The sequence below is a fragment of the Amycolatopsis endophytica genome (assembly GCF_013410405.1).
Classification (GTDB): Bacteria; Actinomycetota; Actinomycetes; order Mycobacteriales; family Pseudonocardiaceae; genus Amycolatopsis_E; species Amycolatopsis_E endophytica.
In genome coordinates, this window is sequence record NZ_JACCFK010000001.1 from 833,812 (window position 1) to 859,378 (window position 25,567).

29 protein-coding genes are annotated in these 25,567 nt (G+C 70.8%); 9 read left to right on the top strand and 20 right to left on the bottom strand.

Annotated features, from left to right (window positions below; genetic code table 11):
• Window positions 1–331 precede the first annotated feature (331 nt).
• The 9 genes from HNR02_RS04035 to HNR02_RS04075 form a co-directional block, all read right to left on the bottom strand.
• The gene (locus tag HNR02_RS04035) at window positions 332–766 is read right to left on the bottom strand and encodes a type II toxin-antitoxin system VapC family toxin (protein ID WP_179771873.1); all 435 of its coding nucleotides are present in this window, start codon (window positions 764–766) and stop codon (window positions 332–334) included.
• Window positions 763–1,068 (bottom strand): transcriptional regulator, encoded by a 306-nt coding sequence (locus HNR02_RS04040; RefSeq protein WP_179771874.1) that lies wholly within the window; start codon window positions 1,066–1,068, stop codon window positions 763–765. The genes HNR02_RS04035 and HNR02_RS04040 overlap by 4 nt, the downstream gene beginning before the upstream one ends.
• Before the next feature lie 132 nt (window positions 1,069–1,200).
• Window positions 1,201–2,382 carry an ABC transporter ATP-binding protein gene (locus HNR02_RS04045; protein WP_179771875.1) on the bottom strand — a complete coding sequence of 394 codons (1,182 nt, stop codon included), beginning with the start codon at window positions 2,380–2,382 and terminating at the stop codon, window positions 1,201–1,203.
• A 5-nt stretch (window positions 2,383–2,387) separates the two neighbouring features.
• A complete protein-coding gene (locus tag HNR02_RS04050; protein WP_179771876.1) occupies window positions 2,388–3,230 on the bottom strand; it encodes a carbohydrate ABC transporter permease in 843 nt (280 codons plus the stop codon).
• Window positions 3,230–4,177 carry a carbohydrate ABC transporter permease gene (locus tag HNR02_RS04055; RefSeq protein WP_312860895.1) on the bottom strand — a complete coding sequence of 316 codons (948 nt, stop codon included), beginning with the start codon at window positions 4,175–4,177 and terminating at the stop codon, window positions 3,230–3,232. Before HNR02_RS04055 ends, HNR02_RS04050 begins: the two co-directional genes overlap by 1 nt.
• The gene (locus HNR02_RS04060; RefSeq protein ID WP_179771877.1) at window positions 4,174–5,490 is read right to left on the bottom strand and encodes an ABC transporter substrate-binding protein; all 1,317 of its coding nucleotides are present in this window, start codon (window positions 5,488–5,490) and stop codon (window positions 4,174–4,176) included. The genes HNR02_RS04055 and HNR02_RS04060 overlap by 4 nt, the downstream gene beginning before the upstream one ends.
• A gap of 157 nt (window positions 5,491–5,647) precedes the next feature.
• Window positions 5,648–6,181 carry a YflT domain-containing protein gene (locus tag HNR02_RS04065; RefSeq protein WP_179775687.1) on the bottom strand — a complete coding sequence of 178 codons (534 nt, stop codon included), beginning with the start codon at window positions 6,179–6,181 and terminating at the stop codon, window positions 5,648–5,650.
• Between the two features lie 81 nt (window positions 6,182–6,262).
• A complete protein-coding gene (locus tag HNR02_RS04070) occupies window positions 6,263–7,459 on the bottom strand; it encodes an acyl-CoA dehydrogenase family protein (RefSeq protein WP_179771878.1) in 1,197 nt (398 codons plus the stop codon).
• A 76-nt stretch (window positions 7,460–7,535) separates the two neighbouring features.
• The gene (locus HNR02_RS04075) at window positions 7,536–8,363 is read right to left on the bottom strand and encodes a slipin family protein (RefSeq protein WP_179771879.1); all 828 of its coding nucleotides are present in this window, start codon (window positions 8,361–8,363) and stop codon (window positions 7,536–7,538) included.
• Window positions 8,364–8,451: 88 nt separating this feature from the next.
• Here HNR02_RS04075 and HNR02_RS04080 point away from each other — a divergent pair, with 88 nt between their 5' ends.
• Genes HNR02_RS04080 through HNR02_RS04095 form a run of 4 tightly spaced genes read left to right on the top strand, consistent with a single transcriptional unit; the run spans window position 8,452 to window position 12,275 of the window.
• On the top strand, window positions 8,452–9,312 hold the full coding sequence (locus HNR02_RS04080; RefSeq protein WP_312860896.1) for an aminoglycoside phosphotransferase family protein: 861 nt from the start codon (window positions 8,452–8,454) through the stop codon (window positions 9,310–9,312).
• 10 nt (window positions 9,313–9,322) lie between these two features.
• Window positions 9,323–10,609, top strand: a complete 1,287-nt coding sequence (locus HNR02_RS04085; protein WP_179771881.1) for a magnesium transporter MgtE N-terminal domain-containing protein — start codon at window positions 9,323–9,325, stop codon at window positions 10,607–10,609.
• A complete protein-coding gene (locus HNR02_RS04090; protein WP_179771882.1) occupies window positions 10,602–11,123 on the top strand; it encodes a DUF1003 domain-containing protein in 522 nt (173 codons plus the stop codon). The genes HNR02_RS04085 and HNR02_RS04090 overlap by 8 nt, the downstream gene beginning before the upstream one ends.
• A 9-nt stretch (window positions 11,124–11,132) precedes the next feature.
• The gene (locus tag HNR02_RS04095) at window positions 11,133–12,275 is read left to right on the top strand and encodes an Mrp/NBP35 family ATP-binding protein (RefSeq protein WP_179771883.1); all 1,143 of its coding nucleotides are present in this window, start codon (window positions 11,133–11,135) and stop codon (window positions 12,273–12,275) included.
• A gap of 249 nt (window positions 12,276–12,524) precedes the next feature.
• Here the strand turns inward: HNR02_RS04095 and tatB are convergent, their stop codons facing one another.
• The 4 genes from tatB to sigE all read right to left on the bottom strand — a co-directional run bounded on the left by tatB (window position 12,525) and on the right by sigE (window position 15,912).
• Window positions 12,525–12,938: a Sec-independent protein translocase protein TatB gene (gene tatB / locus HNR02_RS04100; protein WP_179771884.1), complete on the bottom strand. Its 414-nt coding sequence runs from the start codon at window positions 12,936–12,938 to the stop codon at window positions 12,525–12,527.
• 101 nt (window positions 12,939–13,039) lie between these two features.
• Window positions 13,040–14,569 (bottom strand): S1C family serine protease, encoded by a 1,530-nt coding sequence (locus HNR02_RS04105; protein ID WP_179771885.1) that lies wholly within the window; start codon window positions 14,567–14,569, stop codon window positions 13,040–13,042.
• Between the two features lie 81 nt (window positions 14,570–14,650).
• Window positions 14,651–15,316 (bottom strand): anti-sigma factor family protein, encoded by a 666-nt coding sequence (locus HNR02_RS04110; RefSeq protein ID WP_179771886.1) that lies wholly within the window; start codon window positions 15,314–15,316, stop codon window positions 14,651–14,653.
• A complete protein-coding gene (gene sigE, locus HNR02_RS04115) occupies window positions 15,313–15,912 on the bottom strand; it encodes an RNA polymerase sigma factor SigE (protein WP_179775688.1) in 600 nt (199 codons plus the stop codon). The genes HNR02_RS04110 and sigE overlap by 4 nt, the downstream gene beginning before the upstream one ends.
• A gap of 212 nt (window positions 15,913–16,124) precedes the next feature.
• Here sigE and HNR02_RS04120 point away from each other — a divergent pair, with 212 nt between their 5' ends.
• Window positions 16,125–16,763, top strand: a complete 639-nt coding sequence (locus HNR02_RS04120) for an O-methyltransferase (RefSeq protein WP_179771887.1) — start codon at window positions 16,125–16,127, stop codon at window positions 16,761–16,763.
• Between the two features lie 147 nt (window positions 16,764–16,910).
• The gene (locus tag HNR02_RS04125; RefSeq protein WP_179771888.1) at window positions 16,911–17,687 is read left to right on the top strand and encodes a helix-turn-helix transcriptional regulator; all 777 of its coding nucleotides are present in this window, start codon (window positions 16,911–16,913) and stop codon (window positions 17,685–17,687) included.
• 17 nt (window positions 17,688–17,704) lie between these two features.
• On the opposite strand, the gene HNR02_RS04130 is transcribed toward HNR02_RS04125, so the two are convergent.
• Complete coding sequence (locus HNR02_RS04130; RefSeq protein ID WP_179775689.1) at window positions 17,705–18,868, bottom strand: MFS transporter; 1,164 nt, start codon at window positions 18,866–18,868, stop codon at window positions 17,705–17,707.
• Between the two features lie 108 nt (window positions 18,869–18,976).
• Here HNR02_RS04130 and HNR02_RS04135 point away from each other — a divergent pair, with 108 nt between their 5' ends.
• Entirely contained in the window at window positions 18,977–19,906 is a 930-nt protein-coding gene (locus HNR02_RS04135; protein ID WP_179771889.1) for a LysR family transcriptional regulator, read from the top strand.
• Here HNR02_RS04135 and HNR02_RS04140 read toward each other — a convergent pair.
• Entirely contained in the window at window positions 19,897–21,303 is a 1,407-nt protein-coding gene (locus HNR02_RS04140) for a leucyl aminopeptidase family protein (RefSeq protein ID WP_179771890.1), read from the bottom strand. The two genes, HNR02_RS04135 and HNR02_RS04140, sit on opposite strands and share 10 nt — an antisense overlap.
• A gap of 107 nt (window positions 21,304–21,410) precedes the next feature.
• Window positions 21,411–21,578: a DUF3117 domain-containing protein gene (locus tag HNR02_RS04145; RefSeq protein ID WP_081617745.1), complete on the bottom strand. Its 168-nt coding sequence runs from the start codon at window positions 21,576–21,578 to the stop codon at window positions 21,411–21,413.
• Window positions 21,579–21,745: 167 nt separating this feature from the next.
• On the opposite strand from HNR02_RS04145, the gene HNR02_RS04150 reads away from it, so the two are divergent.
• Window positions 21,746–22,540 (top strand): enoyl-CoA hydratase-related protein, encoded by a 795-nt coding sequence (locus HNR02_RS04150; protein ID WP_179771891.1) that lies wholly within the window; start codon window positions 21,746–21,748, stop codon window positions 22,538–22,540.
• A gap of 52 nt (window positions 22,541–22,592) precedes the next feature.
• Here the strand turns inward: HNR02_RS04150 and HNR02_RS04155 are convergent, their stop codons facing one another.
• From HNR02_RS04155 to HNR02_RS04170, 4 genes are read right to left on the bottom strand one after another with little or no spacing between them, the layout of a single operon-like run.
• Entirely contained in the window at window positions 22,593–23,159 is a 567-nt protein-coding gene (locus tag HNR02_RS04155; protein ID WP_179771892.1) for a DNA-3-methyladenine glycosylase I, read from the bottom strand.
• Window positions 23,156–23,611: an SRPBCC family protein gene (locus HNR02_RS04160; protein WP_179771893.1), complete on the bottom strand. Its 456-nt coding sequence runs from the start codon at window positions 23,609–23,611 to the stop codon at window positions 23,156–23,158. Before HNR02_RS04160 ends, HNR02_RS04155 begins: the two co-directional genes overlap by 4 nt.
• Window positions 23,608–23,910, bottom strand: a complete 303-nt coding sequence (locus HNR02_RS04165; RefSeq protein WP_179771894.1) for a DivIVA domain-containing protein — start codon at window positions 23,908–23,910, stop codon at window positions 23,608–23,610. Before HNR02_RS04165 ends, HNR02_RS04160 begins: the two co-directional genes overlap by 4 nt.
• 1 nt (window position 23,911) lies before the next feature.
• A complete protein-coding gene (locus HNR02_RS04170; RefSeq protein ID WP_179771895.1) occupies window positions 23,912–24,847 on the bottom strand; it encodes a glucosyl-3-phosphoglycerate synthase in 936 nt (311 codons plus the stop codon).
• A 47-nt stretch (window positions 24,848–24,894) separates the two neighbouring features.
• On the opposite strand from HNR02_RS04170, the gene HNR02_RS04175 reads away from it, so the two are divergent.
• Entirely contained in the window at window positions 24,895–25,566 is a 672-nt protein-coding gene (locus HNR02_RS04175) for a lysophospholipid acyltransferase family protein (RefSeq protein WP_179771896.1), read from the top strand.
• Window position 25,567 lies beyond the last annotated feature (1 nt).

The following is a 25,567-nucleotide window of genomic DNA, read 5'->3' on the forward strand; positions in this document are numbered from 1 at the left end:
CGGGCGCGAACGCCAGCGCCAGGATCTGGAGGAGCGTGCAGGCGGTGAGGACGACGACGCCGGTCCGCCAGGCGCGGTTGCGAAGCAGCGCGATGGGCTTGGTGCCTGCCCTGCTGACCCCGCGATGCTGCAGCCATGCCCCGACCGCCGCGGCGACCGCGGAGAGCACCGCGAAAACCACCCCGAGAGCGATCACCGCGGCACGCCCGTCCGGCTCATCGCCACCTCCTCCGTTGGAGGCGAGGATGCCCGCTGCCGCCTGAGAAACCCCTCAACCATCCCGAGCGTCACCGGAGGAACGCTCAACGCCACAGGGGAACCGGGCAGCACGTCAGGACAGTGGCTGGAAACCTTCACCGGCGGCGGCGTCCGCCAGTGCCTTGTCGAACGCGGCGAACGTGCGGCAGTCCGGATCCGCGGAGGCGACGAGTTGCGCCGTGGCCAGCTGGAGCGCGTCGTAGGCGCGCAGGCCGTGCACCCCGGTCAGCCGGGCCGCCACGTCCACCACGATCGGCGACACCGGAACCACCGCGAAACGGGGCGCCTCGTCCGGCGTGCCGAAGTAGTCGGCCTCGAAGGCCGACACCAGCAGCCGCGCGTCCGCGGCCGAGATCGCGCCCAGGCGGTACTTCCGCCAGATCGCCGCCGGAACCTCGACCCGCGCGAGCTGCGACACGACGAGCCCGCGCAGCGCCTGGACCCGCTCACTGCCCGGCTCGTCCACGTAGAGCTTGACCAGCGCCGACGAATCGGCGAACACACTCACCGCGGGCCGCGCTCCTCGGCGACCAGATCCGCCGCGTGCGGCCCAGCCGCACCGGCCCGGCGCGCGGCTGCCGCGACCGCGGCCGGATCGGGACGAGCCACCCCGGCTTCCGGCTCCCACAGCAGCCCGCCACGACGCAAGCGCTCGCGCAGACGCTCGTTCTCGTCACCCGCGAGATCCGGATCCGTCGCCACATCCAGGACACGCGTGATGAACTCGTTCATGCTCTCCCCCCGTTGAGCGGCGGCCTGCCGCACGCGCTGCACCAGTTCGTCCGCGGCACGCCAGCTGACCTGACTCATGACAGCATGCTAGCACGCTTGCTTCCAGACAGGGCGGCACGCACGCGGCGTCACACGGTGCCGGACCCACGCGAAGCCACCATGGAGTCGGAGTGGTCCCGCGCCGAGCGCGGGCGCGGGACCACTGCCCGCTCAGCCCTCGAAGGTCAGGTTCTTCCCCGAAGACGGGTCGAACAGCTGCACCTTCTGCACGTCGAACCAGACGTCGAGCGTGCCGCCCTCCCTGGCGCCGGACACGGGCGACAGCCGGGCCGTGATGGAGGCTCCACCGCCGGGCACGTCGTCCGCGCCCGTGTCGGCCGCCAGTTCGGCCAGCTCGGAGGTCGTGGCCAGCTCGCCTTCGACCGTGAAGTACGCGTACTTCTCCGAGCCCATCGACTCCAGCACGTCGACGTGTGCGCTGAACACACAACCGCCGCCCTTCGCGCTCTCGTCCAGCAGCGCCGCATCCTCGAAGTGCTCCGGACGGATACCGACGATCACCTCGCGGGGCGCGTCCGCGGCCTCGGCCAGGCGGCGCAGGCGGTCCGGCAACGTCACCGTCCCCAGTGGACTCTTCAGGCTGCCGTCTTCGAGCGTCGCCGGGACGAAGTTCATCGACGGGGATCCGATGAAACCGGCCACGAACAGGTTCGTCGGGTGATCGTAGAGGAACTGCGGCGAACCGATCTGCTGCACGTACCCGGCCCGCAACACGACCACCCGGTCGCCCAGGGTCATGGCCTCCGTCTGGTCGTGCGTGACGTACAGCGTCGTCGTGCCCAGCTGGCGCTGCAGCTTCGACACCGACGTCCGCATCTGACCACGCAGCTTGGCGTCCAGGTTGGACAGCGGCTCGTCCATCAGGAACGCCTTGGGGCTGCGCACGATCGCGCGGCCCATCGCCACCCGCTGCCGCTGCCCGCCGGAGAGGTTGGACGGTTTGCGGTCCAGGTGCTGGGTCAGATCGAGGATCTCCGCGGCCTCCTCGACCTTCGACTTCACCGTCGCGTCGTCCACTTTGGCCAGTCGCAACGGGAAGGCCATGTTCTCCCGCACGCTCATGTGCGGGTACAGCGCGTAGGACTGGAACACCATCGCGATGTCCCTGTCCTTGGGCGCGCGCTCGTTCATCCGCTGACCGTCGATGCGCAGCTCACCGGAGGAAATGTCCTCCAGGCCCGCCACCATGTTCAGCGTGGTCGACTTCCCGCACCCGGACGGGCCGACCAGGATGATGAACTCCCCATCGGCCACCTCCAGCTCCACCTCGGACACGGCGAGCGCACCGTCCGGGTAACGCTTGCTCACCTTGTCCAGCACGATCTCAGCCATGGCGCCTACCCCTTCACCGCACCGGAGGTCAGCCCCGCGACGATGCGGCGCTGGAAGAACAACACGAACAGGATGATCGGGACGGTGATCACCACGGCCGCGGCGCAGATCGTCCCGGTCGGGTCCTCGAACTGCGAGGCCCCGGTGAAGAACGACAACGCCGCCGGCACCGTCCGCGACGCGTTCGTCGAGGTCAGCGAGATGGCGAACAGGAAGTCGTTCCAGCAGAAGATGAACACCAGGATCGCGGTGGTGAACACACCCGGCGCGGCCAGCGGCGCGATCACTCGCCGGAACGCCTGCCCCGGCGTCGCGCCGTCCATTTTGGCCGCCTTCTCCAGCTCCCAGGGGATCTCCCGGAAGAACGCCGACAGCGTGTAGATCGCCAGCGGCAGCGCGAAGGTGATGTAGGGCAGGATCAGCCCCGGCCAGGTGTCGAACAACCCGAGTGTGCGCTCGATGTTGAACAACGGGCTCACCAGCGACACCTGCGGGAACATCGCGATCAGCAGCGAGATCCCGACCAGCAGCTGCTTGCCGGGGAAGTCCAGCCGCGCGATCGCGTACGCCGCCATCGTCCCCAGCACCACCGCGATCAGCGTCGCGATGAGCGAGATGCCGATCGAATTGATCAGCGCCCGCACGAAGTCCAGCGTCTGGAAGATGTCGGCGTAGTTCTGCAGCGTCCACGAACGCGGGATGAACTTCCCGTCGTCGATCGTGTCCTTGGTCTTGAGCGACAGCGACAGGATCCACAGCACCGGCACCAGCGCGTAGACCACCACGATGACGTTGACGATCGTCCACCGCGTCCTGCGGCCGGTGGTGACCGCTCCACCCATCACCATCAGCGCTTCCCCTCCTTGTCGCTGCCCGGCGCCGCGGTGCCGAACAGCTTGATGAAGATGAACGCGATGATCGCCACCGTGATGAAGATCAGCACCGACATCGTCGACCCGACGCCCAGGTTCAGGCCCTTGATCAGGTTGTTGTAGGTCTGCATGGACACCGACGACGTGTCGTTCTGCCCGCCGGTGAGCACGTAGATGTTGTCGAAGATGCGGAACGCGTCCAGCGTGCGGAACAACAACGCGACCAGGATCGCCGGCTTCATCACCGGCACCATCACCTTGATGAACCGCTGCCAGCCGTTCGCGCCGTCCATCGCCGCGGCCTTGAGCAGGTCGTCCGGCACCAGCGCGAGCCCGGCCATCAGCAGCAGCGCCATGAACGGCGTCGTCTTCCACACCTCGGCCAGGATGATGATCGCCAGCGACGGCAGGTACTGCGTCAGCGGCGCCGAATCGCCCGCGAGGATGTTCGCCAGGTACCCGGTGTCCGGTGTCCACGCGTAGTACCAGGAGAACGCGGCCACCACGGTCACGATGCCGTACGGGATCAGCGAAACCGTGCGGACCAGGCCGCGTCCGAGCAGCGTGCGGTGCATGATCAGCGCCAGCGTCATGCCGAGCACCAGTTCGATCGCCACCGACACCACGGTGAGCGCCACGGTCGTGCCGAACGCCGTCCACCAGTAGGAGTCCGACAGCACCGCCGCGTAGTTGGCGAACCCGACGAACTCGGTCTGCTGCGGGAACCGCAGGTCGTAGCGCTGCAGGGACAGCCAGATCGAGTAGACGATCGGGTATCCGGTGACCGCGACCATCACGATCGCCGCGGGCGCGCACAGCAGCCAGCCCAGCCGCCGCTCCGCCCGCTTGCCCTCGCTCAGCGCCGGTTTCCCCGGTTTCGCCGTGGTCTGCTGGGGCGCGGAAACGTCTTCGACCGTGCTCACGGGATCACCCCTTTCGAGTCCAGCGCGTCGGTCAGCTTGCTGCGCAGCTCCTCGGCCGTCTGCTGTGGATCGATCTCCGACGGCGGCGAAAGCACCTTCGAGATCACCGTCGACAGGCTCTGGTACGCCGGGGTCAGCGGGCGCACCGCGGGATCCTTCAGCGCGGCGAAGATCGCTTCCCGCATCGGGTACGCGGTCGCCATGCTCGGGTTGTCGTCGGCGTCGACCGGCTTGGCCGGGTCGAGCGGGGTGTCGTCGGTGTAGAGGGCCTCCAGGCTCGGCGGCACGCCGTCGTTGAGGGCCGAGAACTTCTGGCTCTCCTCGCTGCGCAGGCACAGCGCCGCCTCGAACGCCTCCGGCTTGTGCTTGGAGGTGGAGCTGACCGCGAGGTCGTAGCCGCCGATCGTGGTCTTGGCCGGGACACCCGGATCGACGGCCGGGTACGTCGACCACTTGAAGTGCGGCAGGTCCTGCGGCTGCTCGTCGGCGTAGGAGGCGTAGACGAACGGCCAGTTCAGCTCGAACGCGCCGTTGCCGCGCTGGAACGCCTGCCGGGTCTCGTCCTCCTTCATGTTCGTCAGCGACGGATCGGTGATGCCGCTGGAGGTGACCCGCTTGAGGATCTCCAGCGCCTGCACCGCGCCCTCGTCCATGACCACGGACTTGCCGTCCTCGGACAGGATGTGCCCGCCCGCGGAGGCGACGAGCGTGTTGTAGATGACGACCAGGCCCTCGTACTGGGCGCCGGTGAACAGGATGTTGTGCGGCTTGCCCTCGGCCTTGAGCCGCTCGGCCTCGGAGATCATCTCGTCCCAGGTGGCGGGCGGCGTCGGCGTGATCCGGTCGTCGTACCAGAGCAGCTGGACGTTGGTGTTCTTCGTCGCCGCGTACAGCTTGTCGTTCCAGGTCGCGGTGGCCAGCGGACCGGGCAGCACACCGGCCTCGGCCTGCGCCTTGTTCGACCCCGTCCACTCCTGCGCCCAGCCCGCCTCGGCGAACTCCGGCACCCAGGTGACGTCCAGGCCGAGGATGTCCAGGCCGTCGTCACCGGCGGCGAGACGGCGCGCCATCTGCAGCCGCTGGTCGTCGGCACCGCGCTGGAGCTTGTTGTAGACGATGTTGTAGCGCCCCGCCGCCTTGGCGTTGCAGTTGTCCACGACCGTCTGGAACGTGTCCTCCGGCGCGTAGTACAGGTTGAGCGTCAGGCCCTGTTCGGACCCGCACGCGGTGACCAGGCCGGCGGTCATCATGCTCGCACCGAGCACCGCGGCGATCCTGCCGGGCGGGCTGCCCCGGCCCTTCCCGTTCCCCATCAGGCCTCCTCCTCGGCACGCGACCGGCGGGAGACCCCACCCGCACGGCGTCGTGCATGCAACCAAACAACCCGGTGGTGTCAACCCGGATCGCGCGATCGGTGGGAAGTCAAACTATGCCCGGCGATCACGCCCCGCAAGCGCCTGAGGTCACGATTCAGTCGGTTGACCCGGATGGCCGCATCGCGAGCTTCGCCAGCAGGTCACGGCCCTGCTCCGCGTTGCGCGGCTGGCACAGCACGTCGTAGCGGCCCGCCACCAGCTGGCTGGCGGAGGAGAAGTCGCGCCGCCCGCGCGAGGAGGCGTAACTGATGGCCGCGAACACCAGGCCGAACAGCACACCGGAGGCCAGTCCGACCAGGATCGGCTGGTAGGTGACCTCCGCACCGGAGGCGAACATCGCCAGCAGGAAACCCACGAACAGGCCGAACCAGGCGCCGGAGATGGCGCCGGTCCACAGCACCCGCCCCCACGAGAGCCTGCCCAGGACCCGCTCGACGAGCATCAGGTCGACGCCGACGATGGTCACGTCCTCGACCGCGAACTGGCTTTCAGCGAGGTGGTCGACCGCCCGCTGCGCCTCCTGGTAGGTGGAGTAGGACCCGATCGGCCACCCGCTGGGCGGCGTCGGCAAGCGCGGCAGACCCTGCGCGGGACGGCCTCCGGAGGAGAACGGGCTGGTCACGGTCATCACCTGTGCTGTCGTAGTGATCGAGTGACTTCATCCTGCCAACCCCCATGAAACCACGCGAACCCGACACTCCAGGTTTGATCAGCTCTTGACCCGGTACTCGCGCAGCAGGCCGCGGCTGATGATGGTCTTCTGGATCTCGCTGGTGCCCTCGCCGATCAGCAGGAACGGCGCCTCGCGCATGAGGCGCTCGATCTCGTACTCCTTGGAGTAGCCGTAGCCGCCGTGGATGCGGAACGCCTCCTGGGTGACCTCGGCGCAGTACTCGCTGGCGATGAGCTTGGCCATGCCGGCGGCCACGTCGTTGCGCTCGCCGGTGTCCTTGAGGCGGGCGGCGTTGACCATCATCAGGTGCGCGGCCTCGACCTTGGTGGCCATCTCGGCGAGCTTGAACGCGATCGCCTGGTGCTGCGCGATCTGCTTGCCGAACGTCTTGCGCTGCTGCGCGTACTCCACGGCCAGCTCGAACGCCCGGATCGCGATGCCACAGGCGCGGGCGGAGACGTTGACGCGGCCGACCTCGATGCCGTCCATCATGAACGAGAAGCCCTGGCCCGGCGCCTCGCCCAGGACCTGCGAGGCGGGGATGCGGAAGCCGTCGAACACCGCCTCGGTGGTGTCGACGCCCTTGTAACCCATCTTGTCGATCTTGCCGGGAATGGTGAGGCCGGGAGCGACCTCGCCGTAGCCCTCGGGCTTCTCGACCAGGAACGTCGTCAGGTTCTGGTGCGCCCTGTCGGCACCCTCGTCGGTCTTGACCAGGAGCGCGATCAGGTTCGAGGTGCCGCCGTTGGTCAGCCACATCTTGGAGCCGTCGATGACGTAGTCTTCCCCGTCCCGGCGAGCCTTCGTCTTGATCGCCGCGACGTCCGAGCCCAGGTCGGGCTCGGACATCGAGAAGGATCCGCGGATCTCCCCGGTCGCCATCTTCGGCAGGTAACGCTGCTTCTGCTCCTCCGTGCCGTGCCGGGAGATCATGTGCGCCACGATGAAGTGCGTGTTGATGACCCCGGAGACGCTCATCCAGCCGCGCGCGATCTCCTCGACCACCAGCGCGTAGGTCAGCAGCGACTCGCCCAGCCCGCCGTAGGACTCCGGGATCGTGATCCCGAACAGGCCCATCTCCTTCATGCCCTCGACGATGTCCGCCGGGTAGGTGTCGGAGTGCTCCAGCTCCTGCGCGCGCGGGATGATCTCCTTGTCCACGAACGAGCGGACCGTGGACAGGATCTCCGACTGCACTTCGGTGAGACCGTGGGTCTGGGCCAGACGGGCCATGGGGCGACTCCTGTGTCTGCGGGACGAATTACCCGCGAGTATGGCCGTCGTGCCACCCGCCCGCATATGAGGCGCCTCACCCGGATGCGCTGTCCTCCGGCTGCCGTGGAGCGGGCGCGTGACCGTTCACGGACGGCTCGGCGGCGGGCTTGTCGGCGGTGTGGTGTTCGAGAAAGCGCAGCAGCTCCACCGGGAACGGCAGCACCAGCGTGGAGTTCTTCTCCGCCGCCACCTGCACCACCGTCTCCAGCAGCCGCAGCTGCAGCGCCGCCGGGGTGTCGGCCATGATGCCCGCGGCCTCGGACAGCTTGTGCGACGCCTGCAGCTCACCGTCGGCGGAGATGACCCGCGCCCGGCGTTCCCGTTCGGCCTCCGCCTGGCGCGACATCGACCGCTTCATCGACTCCGGCAGCGCGACGTCCTTGATCTCCACCCGGTCGATGTGCACGCCCCAGTCCAGGGCCGGGCTGTCGATCATCAGCTCCAGCCCCTGGTTGAGCCGCTCGCGGTTGGACAACAGGTCGTCCAGGTCGCTCTTGCCGATGATCGAGCGCAGCGACGTCTGCGCCACCTGCCCGACGGCGAAGCGATAGTCCTGCACGTTGACCGCCGCCACGACGGGATCGATGACCTTGAAGTACACGACCGCGTCGACCCGGACCGTCACGTTGTCACGGGTGATGCCCTCCTGCGCCGGGACCGGGAGGGTGATGATCTGCATGTTCACCTTCTGCAGCCGGTCCGCGCCCGGCAGCAGAAGGGTCAGGCCGGGTTCGCGGACGGTGGAGACGACCCGGCCGAACCGGTAGACCAGACCGCGCTCGTACTGCCGGACGACACGGACGCTGGCGGCGAGCCCGGTGACGCCCACAGCAGCGACGACGGAGACGATTTCAGCCCACATGGCGGCTCCCCGGGGTACGTATCCCTTGACGCGATGTTACCCCCGTCACAGCGGCTGGGAAGGGTCCGGTCACTGGCAGAGTGGTGCGGTGCAGGTGCCAGGGGACTTCGCGAAACGGCTGATCGGCAGCGAGGGCGACGGGGTGCGGCCGTGGCTGGACGGCCTCCCGGACCTGGCCCGGTGGCGCTGCCGCGAGTGGGGGCTGCGGATCGAGGGCCCGCCCTGGCACGGTCACACCGCGCTCGTCTTCCCGGTACGCCGGGACGGTGCGCGGGCGGTGCTGAAACTCGCCTGGCAGAACGACGACACCCGCGACGAACCCGTCGCACTGTCCACCTGGGATGGCCGGGGTGCCGTGCGGTTGCTGGAAAGCGGGCACGGCACGCTGCTGCTGGAGCGGCTCGACGCGTCCCGGTCACTGCTCACCGAGCCACTGGACGAAGCGGCGGGTATCGCCTCCGCGCTGCTGCGGCGGCTGACCGTGCCCGCACCCCCTCTCGTCCGGACCCTCCGTGCCGAGGCGATCCGGCTGGCCACTGAGCTGCCCGCGGAATGGGCCCGGCTGGGCCGTCCGCTGCCGAAGCGGTTGCTGGACGCCGCCGTGGCCGTGTGCCGGGACCTGGGCCCGGAAGCCGGATCACATCTGGTCAACCAGGACCTGCACTACGAAAACGTGCTCGCCGGGACTCGGGAGCCGTGGCTGGTGATCGATCCGCAACCGATCGCGGGTGACCCCGAATACGGCGTGATCCCCCTGCTGTGGAACCGGTTCGGTGAGTCCACAGTGGAGGAGCGCTTCGCCGCCGTGACCGAGGGGCTGGACGCGGACCGCGCGCGGGCGTGGACGCTCGTGCGAGCGGTGGAGAACTGGTTGTGGGCCGTCAAGTCCGGCGGTTTCCCCAGCACGCCGATCCTCGCTGCGATCGCCGAGCGCGTAGCACTCGAATAGTGTTGGCGACATGGTGAACAGGGTCTTCGCCGCCCAGCTGGCCGGCCTGCCGGTCTTCGGACCGGACGGGGAGTCGATCGGCAAGGTGCGCGACCTGGTCGCCGGCCTGCGGCTCGACCAGCAGCCGCCACGCGTGCTCGGTCTCGTGGTCGAGCTGGCCACCCGGCGCCGGGTGTTCGTGCCGATGCTGCGGGTCACCGCGATCGAGCCGAACGCCGTCACGCTCGCGACCGGTTCGGTCAACATGCGTGCCTTCCACCGCAGGCCCAACGAGGTGCTCGTGCTCGGGCAGCTCATCGACGCGCACGCCCGGCTGGCGGACGGCGACACCCGCGTCACGGTCGCCGACGCGGCGATGGAACCGATCCGCACCCGCGACTGGGTACTCGCCCGGCTCGCCGTGCGGGAGCGCGCGGGACGGCTCGGGCTCACCCGCAGACGCTCGTCGCTGCGGGTCCTGCCCTGGTCGGAGGTGCGCGGTCTCGGCCTGACCGACCTGTCCGGCCAGCCGCAGGGCGCCGGGCAGCTGCTCATGCTGTTCGACACCATGCGCGCCGTCGACATCGCCGCCACCGTGCGCGACCTGCCGACCAAACGACGCCACGAGGTGGTCGACTCGATGGACGACGAACGCCTCGCCGACGTGCTGGAGGAGCTGCCCGAGGAGGACCAGAAGGAACTGCTCGCGCACCTGGCCGAGGAACGCGCCGCCGACATCCTCGAAGCGATGAACCCCGACGACGCGGCCGACCTGCTGGCCGAACTGGCCCCCGCCGACCAGAACCGCCTGCTCGACCTGATGCACCCCGACGAGTCCGAGCCGCTGAAACGCCTGCTCACCTACTCGTCGGACACCGCGGGCGGGCTGATGACACCGGAACCGGTCATCCTCACGCCGGACGCCACCATCGCCGAGGCACTCGCCCACATCCGCAACCCCGATCTGCCCGCCGCGCTGGCCAGCCTGGCGTTCGTCTGCCGTCCACCGACCGAGACCCCGACCGGCCGCTACGTGGGCTGCGTGCACTTCCAGCGCCTGCTGCGCGAACCGCCCGCGGAGCTGGTCGCCAGCGCCGTCGACACCGACCTGCCCGCCCTGCGCCCGGACGCCGAGCTGTCCGAGATCACGCGGTACTTCGCCGCGTACAACCTCGCGTGCGGCCCCGTCGTCGACGACCAGGACCACCTGCTGGGCGCCGTCACCGTCGACGACCTGCTCGACCACCTGCTGCCCGACCACTGGCGGGAGACCGGGCTGCACGACGTCACCGAGGGACAGGAGATAGACAGTGCCTGAGCTGCCCACCCGACGCCGCCTCGACCAGCCGCGGGCGGGCCGCGGGCCGGTGCTGTCCATCGACCCGGACAGCTTCGGACGGCTGTCCGAACGGCTGGCCCGGTTCCTCGGCACCGGCAAGTACCTGTTCTGGCAGACGCTGATCGTGGTCGTGTGGATCATCGTCAACCTGAGCGCGGTCGCGCTGCAGTGGGACCCGTACCCGTTCATCCTGCTCAACTTGGCGTTCTCCACGCAGGCCGCGTACGCCGCGCCGCTGATCCTGCTCGCGCAGAACCGCCAGGACGACCGTGACCGGGTGTCGCTGGAGGAGGACCGCAACCGCGCGGCCCAGACGAAGGCCGACACCGAGTACCTGGCGCGCGAGCTGGCGGCGCTGCGCCTGGCTGTCGGCGAGGTCGCCACCCGCGACTACCTGCGGGGAGAACTCGACAAGCTGCGTGAGGACCTCAACACCAAGCCGCGGCGCGGCAAAAACACCAGGGCCCAGTCGGAGGCCATTACCGGTCCGTAGCATGGTGGGGTGACCAGTACGCAGCAGGTTCCCAGTGTCGAGGACGTCCGCGCGGCGCTGAAGAACGTCCAGGACCCCGAGATCCGCAAACCGATCACGGACCTCGGCATGGTCAAGGACGTGACGGTCGACGCGGGCGTCGTGACGGTCGCGGTGTACCTGACGGTGGCGGGCTGTCCGCTCAAGGACACCATCACCAAGGACACCCAGGCCGCCGTCGGCAAGCTCGACGGTGTGCGCGAGGTCCGGGTCGAGCTCGACGTGATGAGCGACGAGCAACGCACGGAGCTGCGGAAACAGCTGCGCGGGGACTCCGCGGAACCGGTCATCCCGTTCGCCCAGCCCGGCTCGATGACGCGGGTGTACTGCGTCGCGTCCGGCAAGGGCGGGGTCGGCAAGTCGAGCGTGACGGTCAACCTGGCGGTGGCGATGGCCGAGCGCGGGCTGTCCGTCGGCGTGGTCGACGCCGACATCTACGGCCACTCGGTGCCGCGCATGCTGGGCGCGCGCGAGAAGCCGACGAAGGTCGAGCAGATGATCATGCCGCCACAGGCACACGGCGTGAAGGTCATCTCGATCGGCATGTTCACGCCGGGCAACACCCCCGTCGTCTGGCGCGGGCCGATGCTGCACCGCGCGCTGCAGCAGTTCCTGGCCGACGTGTTCTGGGGCGATCTGGACGTGCTGCTGCTGGACCTGCCGCCCGGCACCGGCGACATCGCGATCTCGGTCGCGCAGCTGATCCCGAACGCGGAGATCCTGGTGGTGACCACGCCGCAGCAGGCCGCGGCCGAGGTCGCCGAACGCGCGGGCGCGATCGCGATGCAGACGCGGCAGCGGCTGGCCGGGGTCATCGAGAACATGTCGTGGCTGGAGACACCCTCCGGGGAGCGGATGGAGATCTTCGGCTCCGGCGGCGGCCGGACGGTGGCGGAATCGCTGTCCAAGTCGACCGGCTCCGAGGTGCCGCTCCTGGGCCAGGTGCCGCTCGACCCGCGACTGCGTGAGCAAGGCGACGCCGGGACGCCGCTGGTGCTCGCTGCACCCGAGGCACCCGCCTCCGAGGTGCTGCGCGAGGTGGCGAAGAAGCTGTCCGTGCGGGCACGCGGGCTCGCCGGGAAGATGCTGAACCTGAGCCCCACCGGCCGCTGATCCACCGCGAGTCCCACGCTCCCGCGCGCGAGTCCCACGCTCCCGCGCGCGAGTCCCACGCTCCCGGGCGTGAGTTGCGCGCTCGGGTGTGGGAGTTCGCGCTGTCCGTCGTCTTTCTTGGGGTGGAAGCGCCTCCGGCGCGGGCTGGTTCCGTTGGCGGCCGGTAGGTGGTTGCGTTGGGTGCGACCTGCGTTGCCGGGTGGTGGTTCTCGGGGGCAGAGGCGGCACATTGGGGTAGCGCGGCGGGGCTCAGGTGGCGTCGGGGTCCACGGGGGGTTTTTCGCCGGGCTTGAGGGATTCCGGTTCCGTCTTGGTGGCCGGGGTGGTGCTCGGCGTGGGGTAGCCGTTCGGCTTCGTGCTGCCGCCTGACGTGCCGTTCAGGCCGAGGGGGTCCGGGTCGCCGTCGAAGAGGTGCTGGGTCACGGCGCGGCGCGGGTCGAAGTTGCGCAGCTGCCGCAGATCCTCCAGGGGCTTCTGGAACTGCTCGAAGTCCGAACCCATCTCGTCCTTGAGCTGCTGCCGCGCGCCGCTCGCGAACTCACGCACCTTCCGCACGCTGCGGCCCAGCCAGGCCGCCGCCTCGGGGAGCCGCTCCGGGCCGAGGATGAACAGGCCCGCGACGATCAAGACGAGGATCTCGCCCCAGCCAACGCTTTCGAACATTCGCGAACCTCCGCCTCACACGGCCCAGCACTCCCACCCTACCCCGGCCCGCCCCCCGATCGGATACTCCGCGAGGAGTTCACGGCCCGGCCATCCGGAGGTCAGTCCGAGCCGAGCGTCACGTCGACCATCAGCGTCCGGCCCTGCCGCACCAGCTGCACCGGCACGGTCTCACCGACCTCGTGCTGCCGGACCGCGACCGTCAGCTCGGCCGCGTTGCGGACCAGCCGGTCGCCGACCCTCGTGATCACGTCACCTTCCGTGACACCGGCCCTGGCGGCCGGACCACCATCGGCGACGTTGAGCACCTGCGCGCCCTCCGAGGTCTCCGCCGCGACCGACGCCGCGTTCACCCCGATGTCGGCGTGCTTGACCTGGCCACTGCTGATCAGCGTGCGCGCGATCTTCATCGCGTCGTCGGCCGGGATGGCGAAACCGATGCCGATGCTGCCGCCCGAACCACTCTCACCGCCGTCCGTGCGGATCGACGAGTTGATGCCCACCAGCGCACCCGTCGAGTCGACCAGCGCACCGCCCGAGTTGCCGCGGTTGATCGGCGCGTCGGTCTGGATCGCGTCGTAGGTGACCGGCGGTTCGCCGTTCTCCCCCGCCGCCGTGACCGGCCGGTGCAGCGCGCTCACGATGCCCGAGGTCACCGTGTTCTCCAGACCCAGCGGCGAGCCGACCGCGATCACCGAGTCACCCGGCTCCAGGTTCGACGGGTCACCGACCTGCAACACCGTCGGGTTCGACACCGCCACCTTGATGACCGCGAGATCGGTCTTCGGGTCGGTGCCGACGACCCGCGCCTCCGTGCGGGTGCCGTCGGTGAACACCGCGGTGATCTTGGCCTCCGGATCACTGGTGGCCAGCGAGATGACGTGGTTGTTGGTGATCGCGTAGCCCTGCGGGTCGATCATCACGCCCGATCCGACACTGCCCGACTGCCCCGACTTGACCTCGATGGACACGACCGCGGGCGCGACCCGCTGCGCGATGTCGGAGATCGAACCGGGCGCGCGCTCCTTGCCCGCCTCGGCCTCCGCGATCGTCGCCGAACCGGTCAGTGAATCGCCCGCGCCGCCGAGCCACCAGCCCACCAGGCCGCCGATCGCGCCGATGAGCAGGCAGACCACGCCGAGCAACCCCAGCGCGACGGGCTTGACCCGCCGGCCGAACAGCAACTCGGGCAACGACAGCTGCGCGCTGCGCGGCCGGTCGGCATCCTCGTCGTCCTCGGCGCCGGGTTCGAGCGCCGGCCGGGACAGCACCGCCGCGGAACCCGGATCACGCCACGGGTCGGTCATGCGGGACCACAGCGGCGACTCGTGCTCAGCCGGCCGCCGGCCGTTGTCCTCCGCGGGTCGCTGGAGCCGGACGTCCTCGGCGCCGGGCGGGCGGCCGAACGCCTCGGCCAGCGACTCCGGGGCGGGTGGCGCGGACACGATCTTGTCGCCGTTGCGTGTGCCCGGGGTGTAGAGCTTGTCGAAGGCGCCTTCCACACCCTGCGGACGGCCGAACGCCCCGGCCTGCGCGGGATCCACCGCCGGCCGGTCCAGGGGCCGCGGTGCCAGGCGCGGCTCGGTCCGCGGCGCACCGGCGCTGTCCTGTGGTGGGTTGGGCTCGCTCATCGTTCCCCGGGTGGCTGGCTCGTCGTGCTGTCGGCGCGACCCTACGCCACCGAGTGTCCCGCGCAGGCGGTGAAGGGCGCGTCAGCGACCGGCCACGGAGGTGGGCGCCGGGGTGGTGGTCGTGGCGCTCGTGGTGGTGGCCGGTGCGGTCGGCTCGCCGCCGAGCTGCGCACGCAGCACACCGGGCGCGGGCGCCTGGCCCGGCTCGGGGTTGGCGCGTCCCGGATCGGTGCTGCTCGCGGAGGTGGCGACGAAGGCCAGCGCGCTCAGGACCAGGCCGGACACGGCCACGCCTGCCCCCTGCGCGACTCGGCGCCGCACCGACGGGTGGCGCTGCGCACCCAGCACGGCCGGGCCGCTACCGAGTGGCGCGCTCGACCCCAGCGGAGCCGACGAACCGAAAGGGGACGATTTGAGACCGGCGACGCGGTCGGGCCGCTGGATGGCGACGAGCTGGCCGTCCTCGGTCATCGCGAGGTTGTCCGGTGTGGTCGGCAGGTCGGTGTCCTGCGGGATGTTGCGCAGGCTCGCCAGCAGGCCGGCGGGCATCGACGGGGCTTCCGCGTGCCGGACGGCCGCGCGCACCTGGCGCTGCGAGGACACCTCGGCGGCGCAGATCGGGCAGCGGGCGACGTGCGATGCGGCACGCTCGCGGGCGCCCAGGCCCATCTCGCCGTCCACGAAGGCGACGACGGCGTCGGGAAGCAGGTGAGACTCGGGAAGCCCCCAGCCCCGCGGTTCGCTCATGCGGAAACCCCCACCGATTCCTCCTTGGCCGCCCGGCGCCGTTCGAGCGAGGCACGCAGCGCCTGCCGGCCGCGGTGGATCCGGCTGCGCACGGTGCCCAGCTTCACGCCGAGCGTCGCGCCGATCTCCTCGTAGGAAAGCCCCTCGACGTCGCAGAGCACCACGGCGGCGCGGAACTCCGGCGGCAGCTCGTCGAGCGCTGCCTGCAGGTCCGGGTCGAGGTGGGTGTCGCTGTAGACCTGCTCGGGGCTCGGGTCGTCACCGACGATGCGGTCGGTGTCCTCCGGCAGCCCCTCCATCCGCACGCGCGAGCGGCGGCGGGCCATGTCCAGGAACAGGTTGGTGGTGATGCGGTGCAGCCAGCCCTCGAAGGTGCCCGGCTTGTAGGAGGCCAGCGAGCGGAACACCCGGATGAACGTCTCCTGGGTGAGGTCTTCGGCGTCGTGGGTGTTGCCGGTCAGGCGGTAGGCCAGCCGGTAGACCCGGTCACCGTGCTCGCGGACGACCTCGTCCCACGACGGCGGCGTCCACTCGGACTCGTCCACCGTGACCGGGCGGCCCTCGGCGACCTGCTCGTTCTTCAGGCTGTTCTGCATCGTGGGGGACGGCACCTCCATCAGGCTGTTCTCCCAACTGATCTGTCCAACGCGGGCCATCCGCACTGTGTTCCCGGAAAACCCTTGTCGCCGGTTGAGACCCAGCTTGGCCCCTCTCCTTATGGTGATAGTGAGACGAGACTGAGAGCCGCCTGAGAGAAGTGTGCACGTCTTCCACGGGTTTGGCGACGACCAGCGCTAACCTTTGCCGCGTGACCTCCGAGACGCTCGCGGCGAGTGGCGGCGACCACGCCGAGGGCTACCTGCCCGGCCACCCCACCGACGCCGCGCTGCTCGCCGCGCGGGCCCGCTCGGCGGAACTCGGCTGCCTCGCGCTCGGCCCGGCCACCGGCGCCGCGCTGTGTTTCCTGGCCACCAGCCTGCGGGCCCGCGCGGTGGTCGAGATCGGCACCGGCATCGGCGTGAGCGGGCTCTACCTGATGCGCGGCATGGCGCCGGACGGGGTGCTGACCTCGATCGACATCGAACCGGAACACCACCAGGCCGCCCGCCGCACCTTCCGCGACGCGGGGTACCCGCCGGGGCGGACGCGGCTGATCATGGGCAGGGCGCTGGAGGTGCTGCCGCGGCTGACCAGTGGCGGCTACGACCTGGTGTTCGTGGACTCGGCGCGCGCCGAGTACCCGCGGTACTACGAGCACGGAGTGCAGCTGCTCCGGCCGGGCGGGGTGATCGCCTTCCACGGCGTGACCGACGCGGCCCGCGGTGAGCGGCGGGATCCCGGGACGCTCGCGGCGCGGGAGCTGGCCAGGTCGATCCGGGAGGACGAGCGGCTGGTGCCGGCGCTGCTGCCGGTCGGCGGCGGGCTGCTGGTCGCCGCCGTGCAGTGACGGCGGTCCACGCGTCACCCACATGACCGGTCCTGCTCAGCGCAGCGTCGCACGTCGCTGGCTGGCAGTCACGGGTCTCGAAAAGTGTCGTACCCCTGGGGCAGGATCTCCCTCACACGAAATGTCCGGTTCGGCGAGGGGGTCGTCATGCGTGAGGCAGTAGTGAGTGCCGCGCGGTTCATCAGCACGCGCGCGCAGGAACCGATAGGTCTGGGGGACGTCGCCGACCACGTCGGCTACAGCCCGTTCCACCTGGCGCGCACGTTCGAGCGGGAGCTGGGGCTGCCGCCGGGGCAGTTCCTCACCGCGCACCGCTTCCAGCGGGCCAAGCAGCTGCTCCTGCGGACCGACGAGCGGATCATCGACATCTGCAACGAGGTGGGCTTCTCCGCGGTCGGCACGTTCACCACCCGGTTCGCCACCGCGGTCGGCATCACCCCGGTCCAGTTCCGGCGGCTGCCCGACATGCTCACCGGCTCGCCACCGCGGCCGGTTTCGGTTCCGGGACCGGACGACGCGGGTGGCACCGTCGTGGGCACGGTCCGGCTCACCCCGGCCGCGTTGACGGTGCTGGGCCCGAATCCGGCCGTCTACGTCGGGCTGTTCCCGAAACGGGCCGCGCGCGGCTACCCGGTCAGCGGCACCCTGCTGGCCGAACCGGGCGACTTCCTGCTCACCGGCGTCCCACCGGGCACCTACTGGGTGCTGTCCTCGGCACTGCCGAGCAGCGCCGACGCACTGGGCCAGCTCATCCCCGGCCGCAGCGTGCTCGGCGCCTGCCCGCGTGCGGTACGGGTGTCGGCCGAAGCGCCGGTGCACCAGCGTGACGTGACGCTGGACGTCGCCGCGGACTGGTCGCAGCCGGTCGTGGTCGCCCTCCCCGCGCTGGCCTCGGCGGGTGCGCGAGAACGGCGAAGACGGTGAAGCGGGCGTGTGGCGGATCAGTGCGAAGGCGCCGTGGCGCGAACGCGTCCGGCTCGGAGGCTGAGCACCGCGAACCCGGCCAGCGCCAGCCAGATCACCGCCGCGAACACCAGCCACGTCCAGCCGGCGTGGGCGAACACCACGCTGCCGAGCGTGCCGCCGACGCTGCTGCCCAGGTAGTAGCAGAGGTTGTAGGTGCCGGACGCCTGCCCGCGCGCACCCTCCGGCGCCTCGGCCGCGGCCCAGCCGTTCGCCACCGCGTGCGCGGCGAAGAACCCGCCGGTCAGCACCACGAAACCGGCCACCACCAGCGGCAGCGAGTCCGGCAGGGTCAGCAGGATCCCGGCGGCCATGATCGTCAGACCGCCGAGCACCGCCCGCGGCCTGCCGAAACGGGCGACCAGCCTGCCCGCGTTCGACGAGGACACCGAGCCGACCGCGTAGGCGAGGAACACCAGCGACGCGATCGCCGGGGACAGGTTCAGCGGTTCGCTGGTCAGCCGGAAGCCCGCCACGTTGTACATCGCGACGAAGGCGCCCATCGCCACCAGCGCCACGCTGTACTGCACCAGCAGCACGGGCCGCCGCAACGCGGTGCCGATACCGGTGAGCACGCTCCGGAAGCCGTCCCCGGCCGGGCGCGTGGTCGAAGCGGGCAACGCGAGGATCGTCACCGCGCTGCACACCAACGCCACGCCCGCGACGACGGCGAGGGCGCCGTGCCAGCCGAACGCCTCCGCCGTGAACCCCGCGGACAGGCGGCCGAGCATGCCGCCGACGGTGTTGCCGGCGATCATCGCCCCGACAGCCGCGGCCACCCCGGTCCTGCCGAGCTGCTCCACCAGATAAGCCGACGCGACGCCAGGGAACCCGGCGATCGCGATCCCCTGCAGCGCCCGCAGCACCAGGAGCAGCGGGTACGAGGGCGCGAGCGGCATCAGCAGCCCCAGCACCACCGACAACGTCACCGAAGCGACGATGATCGGGCGCCGCCCGACGATCTCCGACAACGCCGCGATCGGCAGTACCGCGATCGCCAGCGCGCCCGTCGCGACCGACACCGCCAGCGACGCCGAGCCCGGGTCGAGGTGGTACTGCTCGGCGAGCTGCGGAAGGACCGGCTGCGGCGCGTAGAGCAGGGCGAACGACGAGATCCCGGCGGCCGCGACAGCGAGCTTCACACGCCGGGTGTCCGAACGGGCGGGGGCGGGCACGGCGACTGACACGCACTCGAAAGTAAGCCGCGCTAACCAATACTTCCAATACAACGAGCTGACATCATTCATACCGTGGCGTATGACTCCGTCGAAGAATCGCCTGACCAGGAGCTTGCCGCTCGGCTGGCCCCCCATCTGGCGCTGCTCGCCGCCCTGGGTGAAACACGCAACATCACCCGTGCGGCGGAGCGGCTGGGCGTCCCGCAGCCCACGGTGAGCAGGCGACTCGCGGCGTTGTCCGGGGCGGCGGGCGCGCCGCTGACCCGGCCGGACGGACGCGGGGTGCGCTTGACGCGGGCGGGCGAGATCCTCGCGGCGACTGCGGTCCGGGCACTCGGGGTGGTCGAGACGGGTGCACGCCAGACGCGGGAGGAAATCGCGGCGGACAGCGGGCACGTGGTGCTCGGGTTCCTGCACCTGCTGGGCCGATGGCTGGTCCCGTCGCTGCTGCGCGATTTCCGCACCGACCATCCGGGGGTGCGGTTTTCGCTGGTCCAGGGCTCGCGGCAGCACGTGCTCGACCGGCTGGCCGAGGGTGAGCTGGACCTGGCGCTGGTCGCGCCATTGCCGGACGATCCGGCGCTGGACCGGTTCGCGCTGTCGGAACAGGAGCTGCTGCTGTCGGTACCGGAGGCGCACCCGCTGGCCCGTCGCCACCGCATCCGGGTCGCCGAGCTGGCCGACGAGCCGTTCGTGACGCTCGAACACGGCTACGGGCTACGGCAGATCATCGACGAGTTGTGCGCGGCGGCCGGGTTCGCCCCGAAAATCGCGTTCGAGAGCCAGGAATCGGACACCGCGCGCGGCCTCGTCGCGGCCGGCCTGGGCGTGGCGCTGCTCCCCCGGTTCGGGCCCGCGCCACCGGCCGGGGTCGTCGAAGTGCCGCTGTCCCCGCGGGTCAGCCGCACGATCGGCCTGACCTGGCGCGCGGGCGAACACCTCACCCCGGCGGTCCACGCCTTCCGCGACTACGTCCGCGCGAAGGGCCCCCGCTACGCCTGATCGCTGCCGAACGCCTCCGCGAACGCGACCAGCGTCCGTGCCGCGAACCCGGTCGCACCGGGGACGACCTCCGCGTACGGCTGCTCCGCCCGCGCGGGGCCCGCGATGTCGAGGTGCGCCCACGGCAGGCCCTCGGTGAACTCCTTCAGGAACAGCGCCGCCGTGATGCCGCCCGGCCCGCCCGGCGCCTGCTTGACGTCGGCCAGCTCGCCGCGCACCGCGTCCGCGTGGGCCTCCAGCAGCGGCATCCGCCACCAGGCTTCGCCGACGCTCGCGCCTGCCTCGCGGATCCCGTCGGCCAGTTTGTCGTCCGTCGCGAACAGCCCGCCGGTGCGCAGGCCCAGCGCGACCTTCATCGCGCCGGTCAGGGTGGCGACGTCGATCGCCGCGTCCGGGGTGAACCGGCGGATCCCGTACGCCAGCGCGTCCGCCATGACCATGCGGCCCTCGGCGTCGGTGTTGGCGACCTCGGCCGTCCGGCCGCCGTAGTGCCGCACCACGTCGCCCGGCCGGTAGGACGAACCGGACACGTGGTTCTCCGCCGACGGCACCAGCGCCGTGACCCGCACCGGCAGCCGCAGCGAAGCGATCGCGCGCGCCGCCGCGATGACCGCGCCACCACCGGCCATGTCGGTGCGCATCAGGTGCATCCCGTCGGCGGGTTTGATCGACAACCCGCCGGTGTCGAACGTGATGCCCTTGCCGACCAGCAGCAGGTGCCGGACGGCGCCGCGCGGGCGGTAGGTCAGCTCGATCAGCCGTGGCGGGCTCGCCGAACCGCCGCCGACCGCGAGCACCCCGCCGAAGCCCTGGGCGGCCAGCCACTGCTCGTCCCGGATCGTCACGCTCAGGCCGGGCACCTCGCCCGCGACGCGCGCGGCGGTGTCGGCCAGCCACGCCGGGTTCTTGACGTTGGACGGTGTGTTCGCCAGGTCGCGGGCCAGCGCCGACGCGGCGGCCAGCACGCGGACCCGCTCGACGACGCGCTCATGGGAGGGAGCGACGCGCGTCACCAGGCGGATCGTGCGCAACCCGGACTTGGCTGTGTCCGCGCCGACCTTGAAGCGGTACCCGCCGAGGAGGGCTCCGAGCGCCAGCTCGGCCACCTGTTCACCGGTGACGCCGTCGTCCAGCTCGATCTGGACCGCCTTGGCCGTGTCCGCGGCTTCGCGGGCGAGCGCGGCGCCCGCCGCGCGCCAGTCGGCGGGCTCGCCCGCGCCGATCCCCACCAGCCAGCCGTCACCGGCTCGCCGGACCTCACCGGCCTTGCCGGAGTGTTCCGGCTCGTCCGCACCGGCGGGCACGAGCACGGCCAGCTCGGCGCCGCGACGCCGCTCGCCGGCGACCTCGACGTCGATCAGCCTGCTGGGAACGGACGGCAGGGGAAAGCGCGCCATCTGGCGACCTCCTGGAAACTTGGGACTACGGCCGCGTCAGCCGGTGACGGGATCAGGTTCTGCCACCCGCACCGCCACGCAAGTCACTCCGATGAACCAAGAGCAGCTCAGCTGGTGGCCTCCTGCAGGGCGACGCCCAGGTCCTTGGCCTCTTCGGCCGACAGCTCGACGACAAGTCGCCCACCGCCCTCGAGCGGAACGCGCATCACGAGGCCCCGCCCCTCCTTAGTCACCTCGAGGGGACCATCTCCGGTCCGGGGCTTCATGGCCGCCATAGCGTGCTCCCTCCGTCTCAACCGGCGCGCCCGGGTCGCGCTCCTCAAGCCAACCGGGTGAGGCCCATTCTCCCTCATCAGGATGGGGGCGCGAACGCGGACCGATCTTTTCGTGTTTGCTTAGGTGCTGGTATCAGCCTTACCCCGACATAACAGGAGGACCTGCGGTGACGACCGAGGACGTGCTGCTGACCGCCGACGCCGACGGCGTGCGCACCGTGACGCTCAACCGCCCCCATGCCTACAACTCGCTCACCGTCGAGTTGAAGGAACGCCTGCTGGCGTCGTTGCGCGAGGCGTCGGCCGACCCGGCGGTGCGCGCGGTCGTGCTGACCGGGTCCGGCAAGGCGTTCTGCGCGGGCCAGGACCTCAAAGAGCACGTCGGGCTGCTGCAGGCGGGCGATCCGGCGCCGCTGCGGACGGTGCAGGACCACTACAACCCGATCGTCCGGACCCTCGTCGAGATGCCCAAGCCGGTGATCGCCGCGGTCAACGGCCCGGCCGCCGGGGCAGGGGCCGCCTTCGCCTACGCCGCCGACCTGCGGATCGCCGCGTCGTCGGCGAACTTCCTGATGGCCTTCGCGAACGTCGGGCTCGGGCCGGACTCGGGCGCGTCCTGGACGCTGCAGCGGCTGGTCGGCTACGGCAGGGCGGCCGAGCTGATGTTGCTCGCACGCACTGTCGGGGCCGAGGAGGCGCAGTCGCTGGGCCTGGTCACCGAGGTCGTGCCGGACGAGGAGCTGGCCGGCCGGGCACAGGCGCTCGCGGCGAAACTCGCCTCCGGGCCGACGATCAGCTACGCCAAGATCAAGCAGGTCCTGACCGTCGCCGCGGAGGGCACTCTGGAGGACGCCCTCGCCGCGGAGGACGCGGCGCAAACGGTGCTCGGCTCGACGGCCGACCACCGGGAGGCGGTCGAAGCCTTCGTCGCCAAGCGCAAGCCCGACTTCCAGGGCAAGTAGCGCCCGCCCCAGCTGCTCCGGCGCCCCTTGGGGCAGCTGGGGCGCCGGGCGGTCAGGACGCGCGGAAGCAGGTGGCCAGGTGGTCGTCGACCATGCCGGTGGCCTGCATGAGCGCGTAGCAGGTCGTGGGGCCGACGAAGGCGAACCCGCGCTTTTTCAGCGTCTTCGCCATCGCCGTCGACTCCGGGGTGATCGCCGGGACGTCGGCCGACGTCTCCGGCCGCCGTCGCTTCCCGGACGGCGCGAACGACCACAGCAGCTCGTCGAGGGGCTGGTCGAGCGTCGTGATCGCGCGTGCGTTGGTGATGGCGGCCAGGATCTTCGCCCGGTTCCGCACGATGGACGCGTCGGCCATCAGGCGTTCGACGTCGTCGTCACCGAACTCGGCCACCCTCTCCGGCACGAACCCGGCGAAGGCGCGCCGGAAACCCTCCCGCTTGCGCAGGATCGTGATCCACGACAGCCCCGACTGGAACGCCTCCAGGCACAGCCGCTCGTACAGCGCGTCCTGTCCGTGCAGCGGCACGCCCCACTCCGTGTCGTGGTACTCGGCGTAGTCCGGGGCCGAGTTCCCCCACGGGCAGCGCGACACCCCGTCGCTGCCGACCAGTTCCGTCATACCTGCCCCACCGAGTAGCTCTCCGCGAACTTCGCGAACCGTTTCAGCGAATACCTCAGCCCGACCACGAAAGCCGGTTTCACGACCGGCCACCCCAGCTGCCCCGCGGGCCCCAGCGGCGGCACCAGGCTCTCCGACCAGACGAACGTCGAACGGTGCGCGCCCTTCGCGTGCACGTGGAACGCGCCGGTGCCCTTCACGACCCCGCCCAGGTGCCGCACCGTGCACCGCACCGGCGGCTCCCAGCTGGTGATCTCCATCGGATCGGTGACGCCGACCCCGCGGACCCCGGTGAACGCGCTCAGCTTCGACCCGACGCTGCGGCCGTCGCCCTCGGTGACCTCCACGTGCGTGCCCAGCATCCACTCGTGCTGGCGTTCCCAGTCGGTCAGCGCCAGCCACGTGGTGCCCGCGCCCGCGTGCACGTCCACGGACAGGACCAGATCGATCATCCCGACGTCTGCCGTTCCGACTCGAGTTCGGCCACCCGCTCACGCAGCGTGTCGATCTCGGTGCCGAGTCTGCGCATCACCCAGTCCACTTCGGACATCTTGTACCCGCGCAGCACCAGCTGGAAGCGCACCTTCTGCACGTCGTCGCCGGAGATGTCGCGGACCGGCAGCCGCGTCGGCGAGCTGCCCGGCGGCAGCGGCGCGAGCTCCTCGCCGCGGCCGAACACGACAGCGGCCAGCAGGAACACCACCGCCGCCACGAGCAGCATGATCACGAGGTAGATCAGGGCGGTCGTCACCTCAAAATCCTGGCACACCCGGCCGCGGTTCGTCCCGCGAGCGCATCGGCGGCCGGTCGGCGACCAGGACGTCGGTGTTCCGCGGCACCCACGCGCCCGCCTCCGGCACGAACTGGGTCAGCTCCCCGGAGCCGCCCGCGTCGATCCCGCACCGGGCCAGCGCCGTCCCGAGGATCTGCCGCGCCATGACGCCCAGCTGTTGCAGCGACCGGTTCCGGTGCTTGCGGACACCGAGGTTGACCTGCGCGAGCCCGTCCATGCCGTAACGGGCCTCGGCGTCGAGCAGCAGGCCGATCTCGACCCCGTACCCGGCGGCGAAGGGCACCGATTCGAGGAACTCCCGCGTGGCCGCGTACTCGCCGCCGAGCGGCTGGACCACCGACGACAACGCGGGCCGCAGCGCGGACAGCACCGGGCGGGCGAGCAGCTCGGTGACCCGGCCGCCGCCGGTGCCCTCCTCGGCCGATTCCAGCCGCAGCGGCCGCCGGTAGAAGCCCTTGACCAGGTGCACACCCTCGGCCAGCAGCAACGGGCCGAGCAGGGCCGGCACGAACCCGGGGTCCGGATCGACCAGATCGGAGTCGAGGAACACCACGAGGCCCCCGCTCGTGGCGGCCAGTGACCGCCACAGCACCTCGCCCTTGCCGGGCAGCGGCTCCAGGCCGGGCAGGACGTCCTCTCGCCGCACCACGCGGGCGCCGGCCTCGGCGGCGACCTTGATCGTGGCGTCCGTCGAGCCGGAGTCGACGACCACCAGCTCGTCGACGAGCGTGCCGACCAGCGGCCGCACCGAGGAGACCACGTCGCCCACGGTCTCCTCCTCGTCGAGCGCGGGCAGCACCACCGACACGGTGCGGCCCGCCTTCGCCCGGACCAGCTCACCGGGGTCGAAGCCGGGTTCCTGCCAGGTGCGTCGCGCGAACCAGCCGGTATCCATGACCGCCGATCGTGCCATGCTGGACGTGACGACGAACTGGAGGAACCGTGCTGTACCAGCTGATCCGTCTCGCGTCCGTTCCGGTGGTCAAGGGGATCTACCGGCCGGAGGTCCGCGGCGCGGAGAGGGTGCCCGAGCACGGCCCCGTCATTCTGGCCCCCAACCACCGCGCGGCGATCGACACGACGGTGTTGTCGCTGGTCAGCCCACGGCGGGTGCGGTTCCTCGGCAAGGCCGAGTACTTCACCGGCAAGGGTGTCCGGGGCCGGTTGATGGCCGCGTTCCTCGACGCGCTCGGGTTCGTGCCGGTCGAGCGCGGCAACGCCAAGGCCGGACTGGCGGCGCTGGAGTCGGGCCGCAAGGTGCTCGACGACGGTGGCGTCTTCGGCATCTACCCGGAGGGCACGCGCTCCCTCGACGGACGGCTGCACCGCGGGCACACCGGCGTCGGATCGCTCGCGCTGGCCACCGGCGCGAAGGTCGTTCCGGTGGCGCTGACCGGCACCGAAAAGGTCCAGCCGATCGGCAAGCTGATGCCGCGCGTGGCGAAGGTCACCGTCGAGTTCGGGGAGCCGCTGGACTTCTCGCGGTACGCCGGGCTGGAGGCATCACCCGCGATCCGCCGGGCTGTCACCGACGAGGTGATGTACGCGATCGCGGAGCTGTCGGGGCAGGAGTACGTGGACAAGTACCACAAGCGCCCCGGCGAGGCCGCGTAGC

Excerpts from the sequence above, each read along its gene's own strand:
- HNR02_RS04040 (WP_179771874.1), bottom strand. The coding sequence starts at position 1,068 with ATGAGTCAGGTCAGCTGGCGTGCCGCGGACGAACTGGTGCAGCGCGTG.
- HNR02_RS04045 (WP_179771875.1), bottom strand. The coding sequence starts at position 2,382 with ATGGCTGAGATCGTGCTGGACAAGGTGAGCAAGCGTTACCCGGACGGT.
- HNR02_RS04050 (WP_179771876.1), bottom strand. The coding sequence starts at position 3,230 with ATGGTGATGGGTGGAGCGGTCACCACCGGCCGCAGGACGCGGTGGACG.
- HNR02_RS04060 (WP_179771877.1), bottom strand. The coding sequence starts at position 5,490 with ATGGGGAACGGGAAGGGCCGGGGCAGCCCGCCCGGCAGGATCGCCGCG.
- HNR02_RS04065 (WP_179775687.1), bottom strand. The coding sequence starts at position 6,181 with ATGACCGTGACCAGCCCGTTCTCCTCCGGAGGCCGTCCCGCGCAGGGT.
- HNR02_RS04070 (WP_179771878.1), bottom strand. The coding sequence starts at position 7,459 with ATGGCCCGTCTGGCCCAGACCCACGGTCTCACCGAAGTGCAGTCGGAG.
- HNR02_RS04075 (WP_179771879.1), bottom strand. The coding sequence starts at position 8,363 with ATGTGGGCTGAAATCGTCTCCGTCGTCGCTGCTGTGGGCGTCACCGGG.
- HNR02_RS04085 (WP_179771881.1), top strand. The coding sequence starts at position 9,323 with ATGGTGAACAGGGTCTTCGCCGCCCAGCTGGCCGGCCTGCCGGTCTTC.
- tatB (WP_179771884.1), bottom strand. The coding sequence starts at position 12,938 with ATGTTCGAAAGCGTTGGCTGGGGCGAGATCCTCGTCTTGATCGTCGCG.
- HNR02_RS04105 (WP_179771885.1), bottom strand. The coding sequence starts at position 14,569 with ATGAGCGAGCCCAACCCACCACAGGACAGCGCCGGTGCGCCGCGGACC.
- HNR02_RS04110 (WP_179771886.1), bottom strand. The coding sequence starts at position 15,316 with ATGAGCGAACCGCGGGGCTGGGGGCTTCCCGAGTCTCACCTGCTTCCC.
- sigE (WP_179775688.1), bottom strand. The coding sequence starts at position 15,912 with ATGCAGAACAGCCTGAAGAACGAGCAGGTCGCCGAGGGCCGCCCGGTC.
- HNR02_RS04125 (WP_179771888.1), top strand. The coding sequence starts at position 16,911 with ATGCGTGAGGCAGTAGTGAGTGCCGCGCGGTTCATCAGCACGCGCGCG.
- HNR02_RS04140 (WP_179771890.1), bottom strand. The coding sequence starts at position 21,303 with ATGGCGCGCTTTCCCCTGCCGTCCGTTCCCAGCAGGCTGATCGACGTC.
- HNR02_RS04145 (WP_081617745.1), bottom strand. The coding sequence starts at position 21,578 with ATGGCGGCCATGAAGCCCCGGACCGGAGATGGTCCCCTCGAGGTGACT.
- HNR02_RS04155 (WP_179771892.1), bottom strand. The coding sequence starts at position 23,159 with ATGACGGAACTGGTCGGCAGCGACGGGGTGTCGCGCTGCCCGTGGGGG.
- HNR02_RS04160 (WP_179771893.1), bottom strand. The coding sequence starts at position 23,611 with ATGATCGATCTGGTCCTGTCCGTGGACGTGCACGCGGGCGCGGGCACC.
- HNR02_RS04170 (WP_179771895.1), bottom strand. The coding sequence starts at position 24,847 with ATGGATACCGGCTGGTTCGCGCGACGCACCTGGCAGGAACCCGGCTTC.